The organism is Ochrobactrum sp. A-1, assembly GCF_022488005.1.
Taxonomy (GTDB): domain Bacteria; phylum Pseudomonadota; class Alphaproteobacteria; order Rhizobiales; family Rhizobiaceae; genus Brucella.
In genome coordinates this window covers 1,508,933-1,524,356 of the sequence record NZ_JAKVQC010000007.1, presented here as the reverse complement: position 1 = coordinate 1,524,356, position 15,424 = coordinate 1,508,933, and the positions used below count along the sequence as shown (strand labels likewise).

The window sequence follows — 15,424 nt, the reverse complement described above, 5'->3', positions numbered from 1 at the left end:
CAGAATTGAATTTCAAATGAGATGACCCGTCACGCAGGCGCGTAACGAGAAAGATCGACGGCGAGCGGCGCGTCGGTCAGAAGGTCGGCCAGCAGTCTGCCTGCGAAAGGTCCGATGGTGAGCCCGGCTGCGCCGAGCCCGTTTCCGACGGTCAGACCCGAGACGCCCGGCACACGGCCCAGGATGGGCTTCATGCTCCGGGATGCCGGACGGAAGCCAATGCGTGTTTCGATGTGGGTCGCGTTTGCAAGGCCAGGAGCCACTGCCAGCCCCGCATTCAGTACTTCAGCCTCCCCACCTGCCGTTACGCGAAAATCAAAGCCTGAATTATCTTCGCGAGTAGCGCCGATCACCACGCGGGAATCGTCGAATGCCAACAAATAATGGCTACCCATGGGCAGGAGCACCGGCCAGTTCGAAGTCTGGACACCCGGCAGACGAAGATGAATGATCTGCCCCTTCTGCGGTTCAACCGGATGATCGAGACCCAGCGGATCAAGTATCTGCGAAGCCCAGGCACCGGCGGTCACGACGATTTCGTCTGCCTCAACCACAGCACCGTCGCCTGCAGAGCAAACCGGCTTGCCGTCCTTCAAAACGAGTGAAACCCGATCCTGTCGCACTTTCGCACCAAGAGAGGCCGCAGCGCGCAACATGGCTGCTGCAAGCAGCCGTGCATCGACGCGAGCTGCACCCGGAATGAAGATCGCTTCCATATCGTCGCGCAGTGGCGGAAATTTCTCGCGCGCCGCTGCTGCGCTCAGATGCTCGACCGTGCCTGCCTCCGGAACATTGGCGACCCGACGCGCTACTCGCTCGGCGGCAGCTTCGAATTCCTGCCTGTCTTCGGCGACGACCAGACCGCCGACCTTGCCATAACCGAGATCGGTTTCGCCGAATGATTTGAGTCCTTCCACCAGCGCCGCATAATAGGCCGCGCCTGCGGCATACATATCGTAAAAGGGACCATCCTCAAGTTTGGTTGCCCACGGACATACGATACCGGCACCGGCAAGCGTGGCCTTGCCTTCATGCTGGGCGTCGACGATTTCGACGTCGATGCCCTTGCGGGCGAGATGGTAGGCCGTGCTTGCACCAAGTATGCCCGCACCGATAATCAGGACTTTCATATCTGCTCCCGTATCTGCTCTCATGCGAATGCGCAGTTTGAGGCGGCCCCCAGCGAAACGTGTCGGGAACTGCCTGACTATTCAACTATTCCACGGTGACACCGGAGAACCGGCTCGTCCCGAAAATTGCGGGCTCGAAACCCTTCACATTTTTGGCAACCGTCGTCAGCGTGTCGGCACCGCCGAGAATGACCGCAGGCGCTTCCTCGTAGAAACGTCTTTGCGCCTTCTCATAGAGCTCGATGCGCTTCTCCTTGTCTGTAACGCGGCCGGCCTCATTCATCAGGCTGATAAATTCCTTGTCGCACCACGCGCCCACATTGGACGGACTTGGCTTGCCCTCGGAATCGCAGATGAAATAATTGTTGGGAATCTGGCTCGGGTCGGGGAAATCATAAATACCGCCAAACATCGCGACCGGCGCTTCGCCAGCCCGCGCGCGCTGGATATATTCACCCCATTCAAAAGAGACGATTTCCGCCTTCACACCGATCTTGGCCCAGTCGGCTTGGATCATTTCCGCAGCACGGCGACCATTCGGCATATAGGGCCGATAGACCGGAACGGCCCAGACCTGCGTTGAAAAACCGTCTGGATAACCGGCTTCCGCCAGAAGCGCCTTGGCCTTTTCAGGATTATATTCGTGTGGTGGCAGATCCTTGGCATGTCCCCAGAGGACCGGCGGGATCAGCGCTCCCGTGGATACACCCATGCCGCTATAAACCGCTTCAACCAGCGCGGGGACATTGATTGCTTCAGCAAGAGCAGTTCGCACGCGCTTGTCCTGAAACTTCTCGTCACGGAAGTTGAAATCGATAAAGCCGGTCGAGGCCACCGGTGTCTGCTTGAGTTCAAGCGTTTCGCTCTTCTCGATCGTCGCGCGATCCGCAAGATTGGGGTAAAGCGCAATCTGGCACTCGCCTGCAAGTGCACGTTGCAGGCGCACCGACGCATCCGTGCTGATCGCCATAATGAGTGCGTCGACCATCGGTGTGCGGCTTTTGTCACCGATAGCCGCCCCCCAGGTTTCCTTGAACGGCGCAAGCCGCACGATGGCATCCTGCTGATAGGCCTGCAAGGCGAAAGGGCCTGTCCCGATGGGGTCCATATCGAAAGTCTGCGGCGTTCCAGCCTTCAGGAGAACATCGGCATATTCCGCCGAGGTGATAGCGAGCGACTGGTGCGCCACAACGCCGACAAAAGGTGCCAAAGGCTCCTTCAAGGTGAAGGCGACAGTGTAGTCGTCGATCTTCCTTACCGATTGCAGAGTGTCGGCAAGCTTGGTGTTGAATGTGACGTAGTTGCCGCCATTGATTTTGGCGTAGGGGTTCTCCGGACTCATCATCCGGTCGAAAGTGAAAACCACATCATCCGCGTTGAAATCCCGACTTGGCGTGAACTGCGCATTGGACTGCCATTTGACACCCTTGCGCAGCTTGAACGTGTAGGTACGACCGTCATCCGAAATCGTCCAGCTTTCGGCAAGCGAGGGTTCCAGATCGGAACTGTTCGCCTTCACCGAGACGAGATTGTCGTAAATATTGCCAAGAACGTTCGATGTGGTGCCGTTGCTGCTTAGCTGCGGATTGAAGATTTCCGGCGATCCCTCGACGCAAACCGACAATATTCCCGCATGAGCGGGAGCTGACAGCGACAGGGCCAGCATCGCCGACCCCAATGTGGAAGCAAAGGCCGATGGACGGGCCAGTCTCATGCGCATTCCCCTTTTTATGAAACGAACCGCCTGGCGGCCCGTCGTGCTTTCTTGCAGGGAGAAAAGCGAGACAGGGTATAATTGTCAAATATCAAATTATCCTATCATTATAACCAAACCTCATATTGTCGATTCCAGACGAAAGCGCCTGCATGAACATCCGCCAACTCGAAGCATTTCACAACACGATAGAAACCGGGTCGGTTACGCTTGCTGCCGAACGGATGCGGATTTCGCAACCAGCTGTCAGCAAGCTCCTGCGCAGTTTTTCCGATACCTGCGGTTTCCAGCTTTTCATTCGCTCCGGCGGGCGCCTGACACCAACGCTCGAAGCACGCATGCTCGCTGTCGAGGTCGCCAAGATGTTTTCCGGTACGGCGCGGGTGGCGCGGCTGGCCGATGCTGTGCGAAATCAGGAGTGGGGCGAGATAACGCTCGTCGCGCCGCCGGCGCTCACCACGCGGTTTCTGGCGCAATCGCTCGCGCCGCTCCTCGCCGACCAGCCGGATATCCATTTCACCATGCGCAGCCTGCCCTCCCCACGCATCATCGATCTCGTTGCCGCACAACAGGTTGATATCGGCCTCAGCGTGCTGCCATTTGAACACCCGAATGTCGAGACTGAACGCCTCATGCGGTTTGAAATGGTCTGCGTGCTGCCAGCCGGTCATCCGCTTGCCGACAAGGCCGTCATCGATCTGGAAGACCTCGGCAGCGCCCCCTTTGTGTCGCTGGCCCGAGACGATTGTTCGTTGATGACCATCGACCGCGCCTTCCAGATCAAGGGCGTGCAGAAGAGAAACCGCATAGAAGTTCCACTTTCCGAGACGGCCTGTTGCTTCGTGGCCAATGGCGTGGGTGTTTCCATCGTCCCTTCCTTTGTTGGCCTCGATTTTGGTCCCGATATGCTGATCAGGCGACGCATCGTGCCAGAAACGACCATCGATCTCTGGCTGCTTACATCCAAAAATCATCCACGCTCGCTCGCGGCCAACAAACTGATTGATTTTCTTCGCCAGGCTGTCGCACCATTTGATGCACGGCGGTAAGGAGACCGCCCCTTCCACGCCAGCCCTTTTGCCGCAGTCTCCGCCCCGCCTGTGCGGCATGACAACCCTGCATGCATCTTGTATGCATTTAACGAACGATATTCGCCTACACTCGGCCCACCCCTAAGAACTGCGTCCAAAGAATTGCGCCCAAGAATTGGATAGGAATGACAGAATGAGCGACACCATTTCGATTTCGACAGAAGAACTCGCCAAGCTTGTGCGAGAAATCCTGCACAGAACGGGTTTCAGCGCCGATCATGCCGCAGCCATTGCCAAGACGATTGTGGCGGGTGAACGCGACGGCTGCAAATCGCATGGTGTCTACCGTATCGAAGGCTGCCTGCGCACGCTGAAGAGCGGCAAGGTTGTCGCCGATGCCGTCCCGGTCGTCACGACCGACGACAGCGCCGTCGTCCGCGTTGATGCCAAGGGCGGCTTTGCCAATCTAGCATTCGAGCGCGGCACGCCTGCCCTCGTCGAGAAGGCACGCAAGCTCGGTATCGCAGCGCTGGCGATCAACGACTGCACCCATTTCGCAGCCTTGTGGCCTGAAGTCGAAGCACTTGCCGAACAGGGCCTTGCGGCAATGGCCATGTGCCCGAGCTATGCCACCGTGGCGCCAGCAGGCGGAACGAAGCCGCTTCTCGGCACCAACCCATTCGCCTTCGGCTGGCCTCGCTCCGGCGATTACCCTTATGTGTTCGACTTTGCCACCAGCGTTGCCGCGCGTGGCGAACTGGAACTTTACCGTCGTGCCGGAAAGCAGCTACCCGAAGGATGGGCCGTCGATGCGGACGGTAATCCGACGACCGATCCTGAAGCCGCCCTTGCAGGAGCAATGCTGCCGTTTGGCGGGCACAAGGGATCGGCCATCTCCACGATGATCGAGCTTTTGGCCGGTGTGATGATCGGTGATTTCACCAGCCCCGAGGCGCTGGACTTCCTTGGCACGACGACGCTTGCGCCGCGCCACGGCGAACTCATCATCGCCTTCGACCCTGCCCGCATGGCAGGTGGCCGCGGCAACCCGCAGGAGCGTGGCGAAATCCTGATCGAAGCGATTGCCGGACAGGGCGCACGCCTGCCGTCACAGCGCCGCTTTGCCGCCCGTCGCGATTCACTGGCCAAGGGCATTGCGCTCACCGCAGCCGAGATCGCGTTGTTGGAAAAACTGAAGGAAAAGGGTCTCGACGCAGTGTCATGATCCCAAACAAAAAGGCGCCGGAATTCGGCGCCTTTTTGTTTTATCTGTGAAGGGTCAGGACCTAGATTTCAGGCGGCGTATTTCGCCGCTGCGCCGCCCTGCTTGTTCCAGTCGGCATACCAGGTCTGGAAGAGCTTCAACTGGGTTTCGCAATAGCCGCGCTGGCTATCGGACAGCTTGTCCGTCTCGTTGAAATGCAGTTCATATTCCGGATTGCCGGTCAGAACCATCATATGCTTGTAGAAGAGAACGAGGTCCGGGCCTTCATCGAAGGATGACAGTACGTCCAGTGCGGCTTCCAGTTCCAGCGCCAGCTTGCGCGCCGCGACATCGCCTGTGGCGGCCGCCTTCGACAATGCCACGAGATGCTGGACTTCCTTCGGCAGCACATTGCCGATGCCGGTGATGGCACCGGTTGCACCGCAATTGACGAAACCGTGGAAAACGCCGGTATCGACACCGACCATCAGGGTTACATTGTCATCGGCGCTCGTGATGTTTTCGGCTGCGTAACGCATGGCTTCCGCACCGCCGAATTCCTTGAAGCCAATGAGGTTCGGATGTTCCGCACGCAGTGCGAAGAAAAGGTCGGCGCGGGTCGCAAAGCCGTAATACGGGCTGTTGTAGATAACGGCTGGCAGATCAGGAGCTGCCGCAAGGATCGCCTTGAAATGGGCCTTCTGCGCCGAGATCGACGACCCACGCGAGAGAACGCGCGGAATGACCATCAGGCCCTTCGCGCCAACTTTCTGCGCATGGGCCGCGTGGGCGGCGGCGATCTTCGTGTTGACAGCGCCGGTGCCGACGACGACGGGCACGCCTGCCTTGGCAAGCGCTTCGACGCCAGCCATGCGTTCCTCGTCCGAGAGAAGCGGCCAGTCACCCATGGAACCGCAATAGACAACCGCAGACATGCCCTTCGCGATCAGTTCCTTGCCTTTGCGGACCAGCGCATCGAAATCCGGCGTGCGGTCGGGCTTGCAGGGGGTCATGAGGGCCGGAATGCAACCGGAGAAAATGTTAGAGGTCATAGCGTCGTTCCTTGGACGTTTTTCCTTGAGCGTTCTTCACGCGGGCTGGATCTACAATCGGTCTGCCGAACCTTGTATTGAAATCAAATATACACTTTGTATTTTTCTTGTCGACCAAAATTTTTGTTTGAGGTAGGATTGCTTGACTGGATGCGCATTTCCAGCAAAAGTGCGAAGCGGTTTTGCGTTGGATAATGCGTAAAAACAAATGGATAGAGCATTTCCCACGCTTCAGAGGATAGGAAGCGCTCTATGCTGAAACTGGTGTTTGGAGCGCAGTTTGCCGCGCCGTACCTATTTTCGGGTCGCCAAAACATCACGACTGAGGACAGACAAGATCATGGACAAAGACGACGCAAACCAGACAGCCGACCGGAAGAAGGGTTCAGGTGTCAAACTGGTTTACGACGTGCTGCGCGACGAGATTATCGATCTTTCGCTTGCGCCGGGTAGCCCCATTGATGAAAACCAGTTGGCCGAACGCTTTTCCATGTCGCGCACGCCTATACGTGAGGCTTTGGTGCGGCTGGCAAGCGACGGCTTCGTAACCACGCTGCCCAATCGCTCGACCGTTGTGTCCAATATCGACTTTCTGAGCCTCCCCGCATTTTTCGACGCGGTAACGCTGATGTACCGCGTAACGACGCGGCTTGCCGCCCGCAACCGGACCGACAGGGACCTTGAAAACATCCGCGCGCATCAGGAAGCTTTTGCCCGCGCCGTCCGCTCACAAAACGCGCTGGAAATGATCGCGACCAACCGCGATTTTCATGCGGCTATTGCGGAAGCGGGGCGCAATCCCTTCTACACCACCTTCTTTTCGCGGCTTCTCGATGAAGGGCGCAGGCTGTTGCGCCTCTATTACCAGTCTTTCGCCGACCGCCTGCCCGAGCGCTACGTCACTGAGCATGAAGACATGATCCGCGCCATTGAAGAACGGGACGTGGATACCGCCGACCTGCTTGGCAAGGCGCATGGAGACCAGATCGTCTATCAGATCCGCAAGCTGATTGCGGAAGACCGTCGCGATCAGCTCGATTTATAGAGCAGCAATTCCGGCGGAAAGACCGCCGTCAAACGGCTTCCGGCAATTGCCGTAATTCCGTCAGCCGGTCGAACCACCCAAGCGTTGCCTTGCTATCCGCCGCCAGAAGGATACCGCAGTCACCGGCAAAGTCGTTCCATCCGTCGACATAGGTTTCCCGCACCACCGTCAGCACCGGAATCTGGCGCGCATATGCCGTTTCGATGATGGCGCGGAAACCGTGCCCTTCCGTCTCGCCCTTGCCGAAACGGTTGAGGATCAGAACATCGGCGCCGTCATCCAGTTCCGCCAGAAGCGAGCCTGCTACATCGGCAAGGGCCGCCGGGTCGAGGCGGCATCCCTTCGAACCCGAGCCGAGCGACTGCGAGATGATCTGCGTCACGCCGGTGCCTATATGCTTGATCTCGATATCGCGACAGCATTCATCCGTGTTCTTTTCGCGGTGCTGAAGAAAGCCCACAACGTGCAGTCCAGCCTGTCTGGCCCGATGTGCCACGCCTGCCAGAAGCTGGTCAACCGGCTCGTCCTTCGCGGCCCGGATGGCCGCAAGCGTCGGTACACCGCTCATCCATCCGCTCCCTCATTCGAAAGCAGATCGATACCAGTGATATCGGCATCTGCTGCGAGGATCGCGATATATTGCGACACGGCCTTCGACCAGGTGGAGGCTTCCAGCCACCCGGCAATCCTGTCGGCAACATAGTCGAACGGGAGCTCTTCGCCTTCGATGCGGCGATCAAGGCGCACAATGTGAAAGCCAAAGCGGCTTTCAATAGGCGCTGGCGTTATTTCGCCGGGCGTGAGGCGCTCCAGCGCCCGTTCGAATTCAGGCACTGTGCTGCCGCGTGTGAGCTGGCCGAGATTGCCGCCTTGCGCGCCCGAAGGGCAGGACGAGTATTCATGGGCGACCGAAGCGAAGGTGGCAGGCTCGGTAATCACCGAGGTAGCCAGATAGGATGCCGTCGTGCGGGCCTCCTCACGCTCGCGCTGGTCGGTCGGATCGGCGGCGATCAGGATGTGACTTGCCTCCAGAATGGGCGCACTGGTGAAGCGATGGCGGTTTTTTTCGTAGAAGCGCAAGGCTTCCTCGCGCGTGGCGGAAGGCACCTCGACCTCCCGTTCAATCACCATGCGCACGAGGGCATCTTCATCAGTCTCGCTGCGCCCCTCCGCATCTTTCTCGCTTTCTGGCACGATGCCGGTTTCCCTTGCGCGCTGCAGAAGAAGTTCACGCACGGCAAGCGCCCGGGCGGCAGCAAGCAGTGCCGCGCCGGGATTTTCCGACGGATGGTTTTGTGCCTCCGTCAGAATGTCGGTTTCGTTGATCGCCACGCCATTGACGGACACTGCATCGAAAACCGGGCGTGGTTTTGGCGGCACCCGCGTATCCGGCTCCTGATAGGTCGTGTAACCGGTGTTATGATCATGGGCGTGGGCGTGGGCGCCCTGATGCTGTTCAGACGGCTGTTTCCGGTCAAAAAGTGTCACCATGAGCCTTACTCCGCAGGAATACGCATATGCGAGGGCTGAGCCGTATGGTTGCGCTCACGCACGACCTGATAGCCCGGACGCCAGATGTAGCGGACCGGCGCACTCAGCATATGCACAAGCCGCGTGAACGGGAACAGCAGGAAGATGGTCAGCCCCAGGAAGATATGCATCTTGAAGATGAACGACGCATTGGCGATGTAGCTGGATGCCGCCGGATTGAAGGTGAAGATACCTTGTGCCCAGTTCATGAATGTCACCATTTCGCCGCCGTCGATATGCTGCAACGAGATCGGGATGGTGCCGAGCCCCAGCAGAAGCTGCAACCACAACAGAATGATAATCAGCGTGTCGGATGGCCGCGAGGACGCACGAACGCGCGGATCGAATACACGGCGATGCACAAGCATGCTGGCGCCAACGATTGCCATCATACCGGCGATGCCACCCGCCACAACGGCGAGAATCTGCTTTGCCTCATGACTGACGCCGAGCATGTCGAAAACCCAGATCGGCGTCAGCAGGCCGACCAGATGGCCAGCGAAGATAAACAGCACGCCGAGATGGAACAGAACCGACCCCCACATGAGCTGCTTGCGCCGCAAAAGCTGGCTTGAGCCGGAACGCCAGGTATAGGGCTCGCGGTCATAGCGGAAGATCGAGCCGAGCACGAGCACGCTCAGTGCGATGTAGGGATAGATGCCGAAAAGAAACGTATGGAGGTAAGCCATCTTCCGTCTCCTATATATGTGATGGGTTGGACGGGTTGCCGGGCTTGCGCTGTGCTGCACGCATCTGCATGCGCAACCGGTCCGGGCCGCAGGAATTTTCGCCTGCATTGCCGCCAAACGTTACCGCTTCTTCTTCCCATATGCGGTCGAGCGCGGCCAGATCGTTCGGATCATCTTCTTCTTGCCGCAGCAACTCCCCGACGAGATTCTTGTCCGGCTTGGCATTGGCGACATGAAGCAGCGCCGCAAAGGCGTTGGCATAAGGCGACTGGCGCTTGCGCAGACGCTCACCGATGGCCGCTGTAATATGGCCGGTCTGAGTGAGAAGATCGTGGATTTCCTCTGGCGAGCGTGTCGACAGGAATTCGAGGAACAACGGCAGATAGTCCGGCAGTTCCTTGGCATCGACGACAAAGCCATTCTCGTCATACATCTTCATGAGATCGACCATAGCCTGGCCGCGGTCGCGGCTTTCACCATGCACATGCTCGAAAAGATGCAGCGACAGCGAGCGCGTGCGGTCAAAAAGGTGCACGTAACGTTCCTGCGCCTCGTAGAGATCGCAGTCGCAGACATAATCGACAAGGCTGTCGAGCAGCCTGCGGATGCCGGGGGAAAGCTTTTCCCCGGCCAGTGCTTTTTTCAGTTCCTCGCCGCCGAGTTGCAACTCTGCGGTCGGATAGGAAAGCAGCAGCGAAATGATTTTCAGGGTCTTGTTCATTACACCTGCTCCCGGAAAATATCCGTTGGTGTCTGGACGACCTTCTGGCGCTTGGAGCCGAACAGGTCTTCGGTCGACGTTCCACCCGAACAGCCATTGCCGAAAGTGAAGCCGCAGGAGCCGCGCACGTCATAGGCATCCTCGGTGATTTCACGATGCGTGGTCGGGATGACGAAGCGGTCCTCGTAATTGGCAATCGCCATGATGTGGTACATTTCCTCGATCATCGCACCGCTCATGCCGACGCGATCGGCAATCGCCTCATCGATAACGCCATCAACAGTCTTGGCGCGCATATAGGCACGCATGGCGAGCATGCGTTCCAGCGCCGAGATGACCGGCTCTTCCTTGCCTGCTGTCAGAAGATTGGCAAGGTAGCGGACCGGAATGCGCATGGAACGGACATCCGGCAGCGGACCATCCATGCCGAGCTTGCCAGATGCAGCAGCAGACTGGAGCGGCGAGAGCGGCGGTACGTACCAGACCATCGGTAGAGTGCGATATTCAGGATGAAGCGGGAAGGCGATCTTCCAGTCCATCGCCATCTTGTAGACCGGCGAATGTTTCGCCGCTTCCAGCCATGCTTCCGGCACGCCGTCCTTGCGCGCCTGCTCGATCACGGCAGGATCGTTCGGATCGAGGAAGATATTGAGCTGTTCTTCGTAGAGATCCTGCTCATTAGCCGTGGACGCAGCCTCCGAAATGCGGTCGGCATCATAGAGCATCACGCCCAGATAACGGATGCGGCCCACGCAGGTTTCCGAACATACGGTCGGCTGACCGGCTTCAATGCGCGGATAGCAGAAGATGCACTTCTCGGACTTGCCTGAACTCCAGTTGTAATAAATCTTCTTGTAGGGGCAACCGGAGACGCACATGCGCCAGCCGCGGCACTTTTCCTGATCGATCAGGACGATGCCGTCATCCTCGCGCTTGTAGATCGCACCCGACGGGCAGGCCGCAACGCAGGTCGGGTTGAGGCAGTGCTCGCACAGGCGCGGCAGATACATCATGAAGGTGTTTTCGAACTGGCCGTAGATTTCCTTCTCCACGCCTTCGAAATTGTAGTCCTTCGAGCGCTTGGCGAACTCGCCGCCGAGAATTTCTTCCCAGTTCGGCCCCCATTCGATCTTTTCCATCCGCTCGCCGGAAATCAGCGAGCGCGGGCGGGCGGTCGGCATGGTCTTGCTTTCGCCTGCCGTCTGGAGATGGCCGTAATCGAAGTCGAACGGCTCGTAATAGTCGTCGATTTCAGGCAGGTCCGGATTGGCGAAAATCTTGGCGAGGATGCGCCACTTGGAGCCCATCTTCGGCTCGATCTTGCCGTTTTTCTTGCGGACCCAGCCGCCGTTCCACTTCTTCTGGTTTTCCCATTCCTTCGGGAAACCGATGCCGGGCTTGGTCTCGACATTGTTGAACCAGGCATATTCCACGCCTTCACGGTTGGTCCAGACGTTCTTGCACGTCACGGAGCAGGTGTGGCAGCCGATGCACTTGTCGAGATTGAGCACCATTCCAATTTGCGCACGGATTTTCATTCTGCTGCCTCCTTCGCTGCGGAGCTCTGGTTGCCTTCTTCAAGCGGACCTTCCATCCAGTCCACTTTCTCAAGCTTGCGCACGACCACGAACTCGTCGCGGTTGGCACCAACGGTTCCGTAATAGTTGAAACCATAGGACTGGTGGGCATAGCCGCCGATCATATGCGTCGGCTTGGTGATGATGCGGGTGACGGAGTTGTGAATGCCGCCGCGCTGGCCGGTGAGCGGCGAGCCGGGCGTGTTTACGATCTTCTCCTGCGCATGATACATGAAGACGGTTCCGTCCTTCATGCGCTGGGAGACGACCGCACGGGCCACAATGGCGCCATTGGCGTTGTAGACTTCCACCCAGTCATTATCGACGAGGCCTGCCCTTGCGGCATCAGGCTCCGAAATCCAGACAACCGGCCCGCCGCGATTGAGCGTCAGCATCAGGAGATTGTCCGTATAGGTGGAGTGGATGCCCCATTTCTGGTGCGGCGTGATGAAGTTCAGCACCAGATGCGGCTTGCCGTCCGCCTTTTCACGGATTGCCGGGTTGACCGTCTTGGTATCGATCGGCGGGCGATAGACGCAGAAGCCTTCGCCAAATGCACGCATCCACAGGTGATCCTGATAGAGCTGCTGACGACCGGTCAGCGTGCGCCACGGGATCAGCTCATGGACGTTAGTATAGCCTGCATTGTAGCAGACGGTTTCGGATTCGATGCCCGACCAGGTTGGCGAGGAGATGATTTTGCGCGGCTGCGCAACAATATCGCGATAGCGGATCTTCTCGTCTTCCTTGGGGATAGCGAGATGCGAATGGTCGCGTCCTGTGAACTTCGACAGCGCTTCCCATGCCTTGACCGCCACTTCGCCGTTGGTTTCCGGCGCGAGCGACAGAATGACCTCGGTTGCGTCGACGTCGGTATAGATGCGCGGACGTCCCTCGCTTGCCCCTGGCTCATGAACCTTGCCGTTCAGATTAGCGAGCAGCTCGACCTCGTGTTGGGTATTCCATGAAATGCCCTTGCCGCCATTGCCCAGCTTGTCGAGAAGCGGTCCGACGGAGGTATAGCGCTTGTAGAGGTTCGGATAATCGCGCTCCACAACCACGACCGATGGCATCGTCTTGCCGGGAATCGGCTCGACTTCACCCTTCTTCCAGTCAAGAACATCCTTCGGCTGCGCCAGTTCGCCCGCCGTGTCATGCAGGGTCGGCACAAGAACGATGTCCTTCTCGACGCCCAGCACTTCCGGTGCCACTTCCGAGAACTTCCGGGCGATACCCTTGAAGATTTCCCAGTCGCTGCGCGCTTCCCATGCCGGGTCGGCTGCGCTCGACAGCGGATGGATGAAGGGATGCATGTCGGAAGTATTGAGGTCGTTCTTCTCGTACCAGGTGGCAGTCGGCAGAACGATATCGGAATAGACGCAAGTTGTGGACATACGGAAATCGAGCGTGACCAGAAGGTCGAGCTTTCCTTCTGGAGCATTCTCATGCCACACGGCCTCGCGGCTTTCCTGTGCGCCTTCCTGACCCAGATCCTTGCCGAGCAGGCCGTTCGAGGTACCGAGCAGATGCTTCAGGAAATACTCATGCCCCTTGCCCGACGAACCGAGCAGGTTCGAACGCCAGACGAACATGTTGCGCGGCCAGTTGGCCTCATGGTCCGGGTCTTCGCAGGACATCGTGACGGTGCCGTTCTTCAGCGCATTCGCGATAAAGTCCTTTGGCTCCTTGCCCAATGCGGCGGCCTCTTTGGCGAGTTCCAGCGGGTTCGTCTGGAGCTGCGGAGCGGAAGGCAGCCAGCCCATGCGTTCGGCGCGGATGTTATAGTCCATCATCGTGCCGTCCCATGCACCCTCGGGGGCCGTAGGCGAGAGGATGTCCTGCACCTTTACCGTCTCGTAGCGCCACTGGTCGGTATGCGCATAGAAGAACGAGGTGGAGTTCATGTGGCGCGGCGGACGGTTCCAGTCGAGCGCGAAGGCAAGCGCTGTCCAGCCGGTCTGCGGACGCAGCTTTTCCTGCCCCACATAATGGCTCCAGCCGCCGCCGGACTGACCGACGCAACCGCACATCACCAGCATGTTGATGATGCCGCGATAATTCATGTCCATATGGTACCAGTGGTTGAGACCGGCACCGAGGATAACCATCGAACGACCGTTGGTCTTTTCGGCATTGGTTGCGAATTCGCGGGCGACCGCGATGATCTGGTCGCGCGGGACGCCCGTGATTTTTTCAGCCCAGGCCGGAGTGTATGGCAGGCCCTCGTCATAGGACTTGGCGGAGTTCTCGTCGCCAAGCCCGCGATCAAGCCCGTAATTGGCGGCAAACAGGTCGAACACTGTCGCTACCATGACGTCGCCGCCCTTGATCTTCAGCTTGCGGGCCGGAACCTTGCGCACCAGCACACTGTCATGGTCCGTGCCTTCAAAGTAATCGTGCTCGCGATTACCGAAATATGGAAAGGCCACATCGGCAACGGCATCATGGCTGTCCTTGTCGATGAAGCTCTTGGCAAGTTCCACATCCTTGCCCTTGCCGTCCTTTTCTTCAAGGTTCCACTGGCCGTCGTCACCCCAGCGGAAACCGATGGAACCCTGCGGCGCGACATAGGCGCCCGACTTTGTGTCGAAGGCGACCGTCTTCCAGTCGGGATTGTTGCCTTCGCCGAGATCGCCCTTGAAGTCGGACGCGCGCAGGAACCGATCCGGCACATAGCGGCCGTCCTTCTTCGAGAGCATGACCAGCATCGGGAAATCGGAATATTTACGGCAGTAATTCTCGAAATAGGGTACCTGCCGGTCAATGTGATATTCGCGCAGGATGACATGGCCGAGCGCCATGGCCAGCGCGGCATCGGTGCCCTGCTTGGGATGCAGCCACAGATCGGAAAACTTTGCGGCTTCCGAATAATCCGGCGAGACCACGACCGACTTGGTGCCCTTGTAACGCACTTCCGTATAGAAATGCGCATCCGGCGTGCGGGTCTGCGGTACGTTGGAACCCCAGAGCATCAGAAAACCGGCATTATACCAGTCAGCCGATTCCGGCACGTCGGTCTGCTCGCCCCAGGTTTGCGGCGAAGCGGGCGGCAGGTCGCAATACCAGTCATAGAACGACATGCAGACGCCGCCGAGCAGCGACAGGTAACGAGAACCGGCCGCATAGGAAACCATCGACATGGCCGGGATCGGCGAGAAGCCGATGACGCGATCCGGTCCGTAAGTTTTGGCCGTATAGGCATTGGCCGCAGCGATAATCTCGTTGACTTCGTCCCAGGTTGCGCGAACGAAGCCGCCGAGACCGCGTACCTTCATATAGTCGGCGCGCTTGGCAGGGTCCTGCTGAATTGCGGCCCAGGCTGCGACTGGCGTTTTCACCGCACGTTCCTTGCGCCACAGCTTCAGGAGGCGGGAGCGGATCAGCGGATATTTCACGCGGTTGGCCGAATAGACATACCAGCTATAGCTTGCCCCGCGCGAACAGCCGCGCGGTTCATGGTTCGGCAGGTCGGCGCGCGTGCGCGGATAATCCGTCTGCTGGGTTTCCCAGGTGATGATGCCGCCCTTGACATAAACTTTCCACGAGCAAGAGCCGGTGCAATTCACGCCATGGGTGGAGCGGACAATCTTGTCGTGCTGCCAGCGCTTGCGATAGGCCTCTTCCCAGTCACGGTTTTCATTGGTCGTGACGCCATAGCCTTCCGAGAAGGTGCCGACATTCTTGCGCGCGAGAAAATTCAGGCGGTCGAGGAGTAGACTCATGATTTTATC

12 protein-coding genes are annotated in these 15,424 nt (G+C 58.6%); 3 read left to right on the top strand and 9 right to left on the bottom strand.

Going from position 1 to position 15,424, the window contains the following annotated elements; translation table 11 throughout:
• Positions 1-29: 29 nt before the first annotated feature.
• Complete coding sequence (locus MKS82_RS25480) at positions 30-1,130, bottom strand: NAD(P)/FAD-dependent oxidoreductase (RefSeq protein WP_109986717.1); 1,101 nt, start codon at positions 1,128-1,130, stop codon at positions 30-32.
• 85 nt (positions 1,131-1,215) lie between these two features.
• Positions 1,216-2,844, bottom strand: a complete 1,629-nt coding sequence (locus tag MKS82_RS25475) for an ABC transporter substrate-binding protein (protein WP_109986716.1) — start codon at positions 2,842-2,844, stop codon at positions 1,216-1,218.
• A gap of 152 nt (positions 2,845-2,996) precedes the next feature.
• On the opposite strand from MKS82_RS25475, the gene MKS82_RS25470 reads away from it, so the two are divergent.
• Positions 2,997-3,893 carry a LysR substrate-binding domain-containing protein gene (locus MKS82_RS25470; protein ID WP_109986715.1) on the top strand — a complete coding sequence of 299 codons (897 nt, stop codon included), beginning with the start codon at positions 2,997-2,999 and terminating at the stop codon, positions 3,891-3,893.
• Between the two features lie 175 nt (positions 3,894-4,068).
• The gene (locus tag MKS82_RS25465; RefSeq protein ID WP_109986714.1) at positions 4,069-5,100 is read left to right on the top strand and encodes an Ldh family oxidoreductase; all 1,032 of its coding nucleotides are present in this window, start codon (positions 4,069-4,071) and stop codon (positions 5,098-5,100) included.
• 68 nt (positions 5,101-5,168) lie between these two features.
• On the opposite strand, the gene MKS82_RS25460 is transcribed toward MKS82_RS25465, so the two are convergent.
• On the bottom strand, positions 5,169-6,131 hold the full coding sequence (locus tag MKS82_RS25460; RefSeq protein WP_109986713.1) for a dihydrodipicolinate synthase family protein: 963 nt from the start codon (positions 6,129-6,131) through the stop codon (positions 5,169-5,171).
• Between the two features lie 340 nt (positions 6,132-6,471).
• On the opposite strand from MKS82_RS25460, the gene MKS82_RS25455 reads away from it, so the two are divergent.
• Positions 6,472-7,176 (top strand): GntR family transcriptional regulator, encoded by a 705-nt coding sequence (locus MKS82_RS25455; RefSeq protein WP_109986711.1) that lies wholly within the window; start codon positions 6,472-6,474, stop codon positions 7,174-7,176.
• A 28-nt stretch (positions 7,177-7,204) separates the two neighbouring features.
• On the opposite strand, the gene MKS82_RS25450 is transcribed toward MKS82_RS25455, so the two are convergent.
• The 6 genes from MKS82_RS25450 to MKS82_RS25425 are packed head-to-tail and all read right to left on the bottom strand — an operon-like array spanning position 7,205 to position 15,415.
• Positions 7,205-7,744 (bottom strand): DUF2478 domain-containing protein, encoded by a 540-nt coding sequence (locus MKS82_RS25450; RefSeq protein WP_109986710.1) that lies wholly within the window; start codon positions 7,742-7,744, stop codon positions 7,205-7,207.
• Positions 7,741-8,667: a peptidylprolyl isomerase gene (locus MKS82_RS25445; RefSeq protein WP_109986709.1), complete on the bottom strand. Its 927-nt coding sequence runs from the start codon at positions 8,665-8,667 to the stop codon at positions 7,741-7,743. Before MKS82_RS25445 ends, MKS82_RS25450 begins: the two co-directional genes overlap by 4 nt.
• Positions 8,668-8,672: 5 nt before the next feature.
• Entirely contained in the window at positions 8,673-9,395 is a 723-nt protein-coding gene (narI, locus tag MKS82_RS25440) for a respiratory nitrate reductase subunit gamma (protein ID WP_109986708.1), read from the bottom strand.
• A gap of 10 nt (positions 9,396-9,405) precedes the next feature.
• Positions 9,406-10,116 carry a nitrate reductase molybdenum cofactor assembly chaperone gene (gene narJ / locus MKS82_RS25435; protein ID WP_109986707.1) on the bottom strand — a complete coding sequence of 237 codons (711 nt, stop codon included), beginning with the start codon at positions 10,114-10,116 and terminating at the stop codon, positions 9,406-9,408.
• Positions 10,116-11,654: a nitrate reductase subunit beta gene (gene narH, locus MKS82_RS25430; RefSeq protein ID WP_109986706.1), complete on the bottom strand. Its 1,539-nt coding sequence runs from the start codon at positions 11,652-11,654 to the stop codon at positions 10,116-10,118. The genes narJ and narH overlap by 1 nt, the downstream gene beginning before the upstream one ends.
• Positions 11,651-15,415: a nitrate reductase subunit alpha gene (locus tag MKS82_RS25425; protein ID WP_109986705.1), complete on the bottom strand. Its 3,765-nt coding sequence runs from the start codon at positions 15,413-15,415 to the stop codon at positions 11,651-11,653. Before MKS82_RS25425 ends, narH begins: the two co-directional genes overlap by 4 nt.
• Between the last annotated feature and the right edge of the window lie 9 nt (positions 15,416-15,424).

Bases quoted from the DNA above. Each gene is read 5' to 3' on its own strand.
- MKS82_RS25480 (WP_109986717.1), bottom strand. From the start codon at position 1,130: ATGAAAGTCCTGATTATCGGTGCGGGCATACTTGGTGCAAGCACGGCC.
- MKS82_RS25475 (WP_109986716.1), bottom strand. From the start codon at position 2,844: ATGAGACTGGCCCGTCCATCGGCCTTTGCTTCCACATTGGGGTCGGCG.
- MKS82_RS25470 (WP_109986715.1), top strand. From the start codon at position 2,997: ATGAACATCCGCCAACTCGAAGCATTTCACAACACGATAGAAACCGGG.
- MKS82_RS25465 (WP_109986714.1), top strand. From the start codon at position 4,069: ATGAGCGACACCATTTCGATTTCGACAGAAGAACTCGCCAAGCTTGTG.
- MKS82_RS25460 (WP_109986713.1), bottom strand. From the start codon at position 6,131: ATGACCTCTAACATTTTCTCCGGTTGCATTCCGGCCCTCATGACCCCC.
- MKS82_RS25455 (WP_109986711.1), top strand. From the start codon at position 6,472: ATGGACAAAGACGACGCAAACCAGACAGCCGACCGGAAGAAGGGTTCA.
- MKS82_RS25450 (WP_109986710.1), bottom strand. From the start codon at position 7,744: ATGAGCGGTGTACCGACGCTTGCGGCCATCCGGGCCGCGAAGGACGAG.
- MKS82_RS25445 (WP_109986709.1), bottom strand. From the start codon at position 8,667: ATGGTGACACTTTTTGACCGGAAACAGCCGTCTGAACAGCATCAGGGC.
- narI (WP_109986708.1), bottom strand. From the start codon at position 9,395: ATGGCTTACCTCCATACGTTTCTTTTCGGCATCTATCCCTACATCGCA.
- narJ (WP_109986707.1), bottom strand. From the start codon at position 10,116: ATGAACAAGACCCTGAAAATCATTTCGCTGCTGCTTTCCTATCCGACC.
- narH (WP_109986706.1), bottom strand. From the start codon at position 11,654: ATGAAAATCCGTGCGCAAATTGGAATGGTGCTCAATCTCGACAAGTGC.
- MKS82_RS25425 (WP_109986705.1), bottom strand. From the start codon at position 15,415: ATGAGTCTACTCCTCGACCGCCTGAATTTTCTCGCGCGCAAGAATGTC.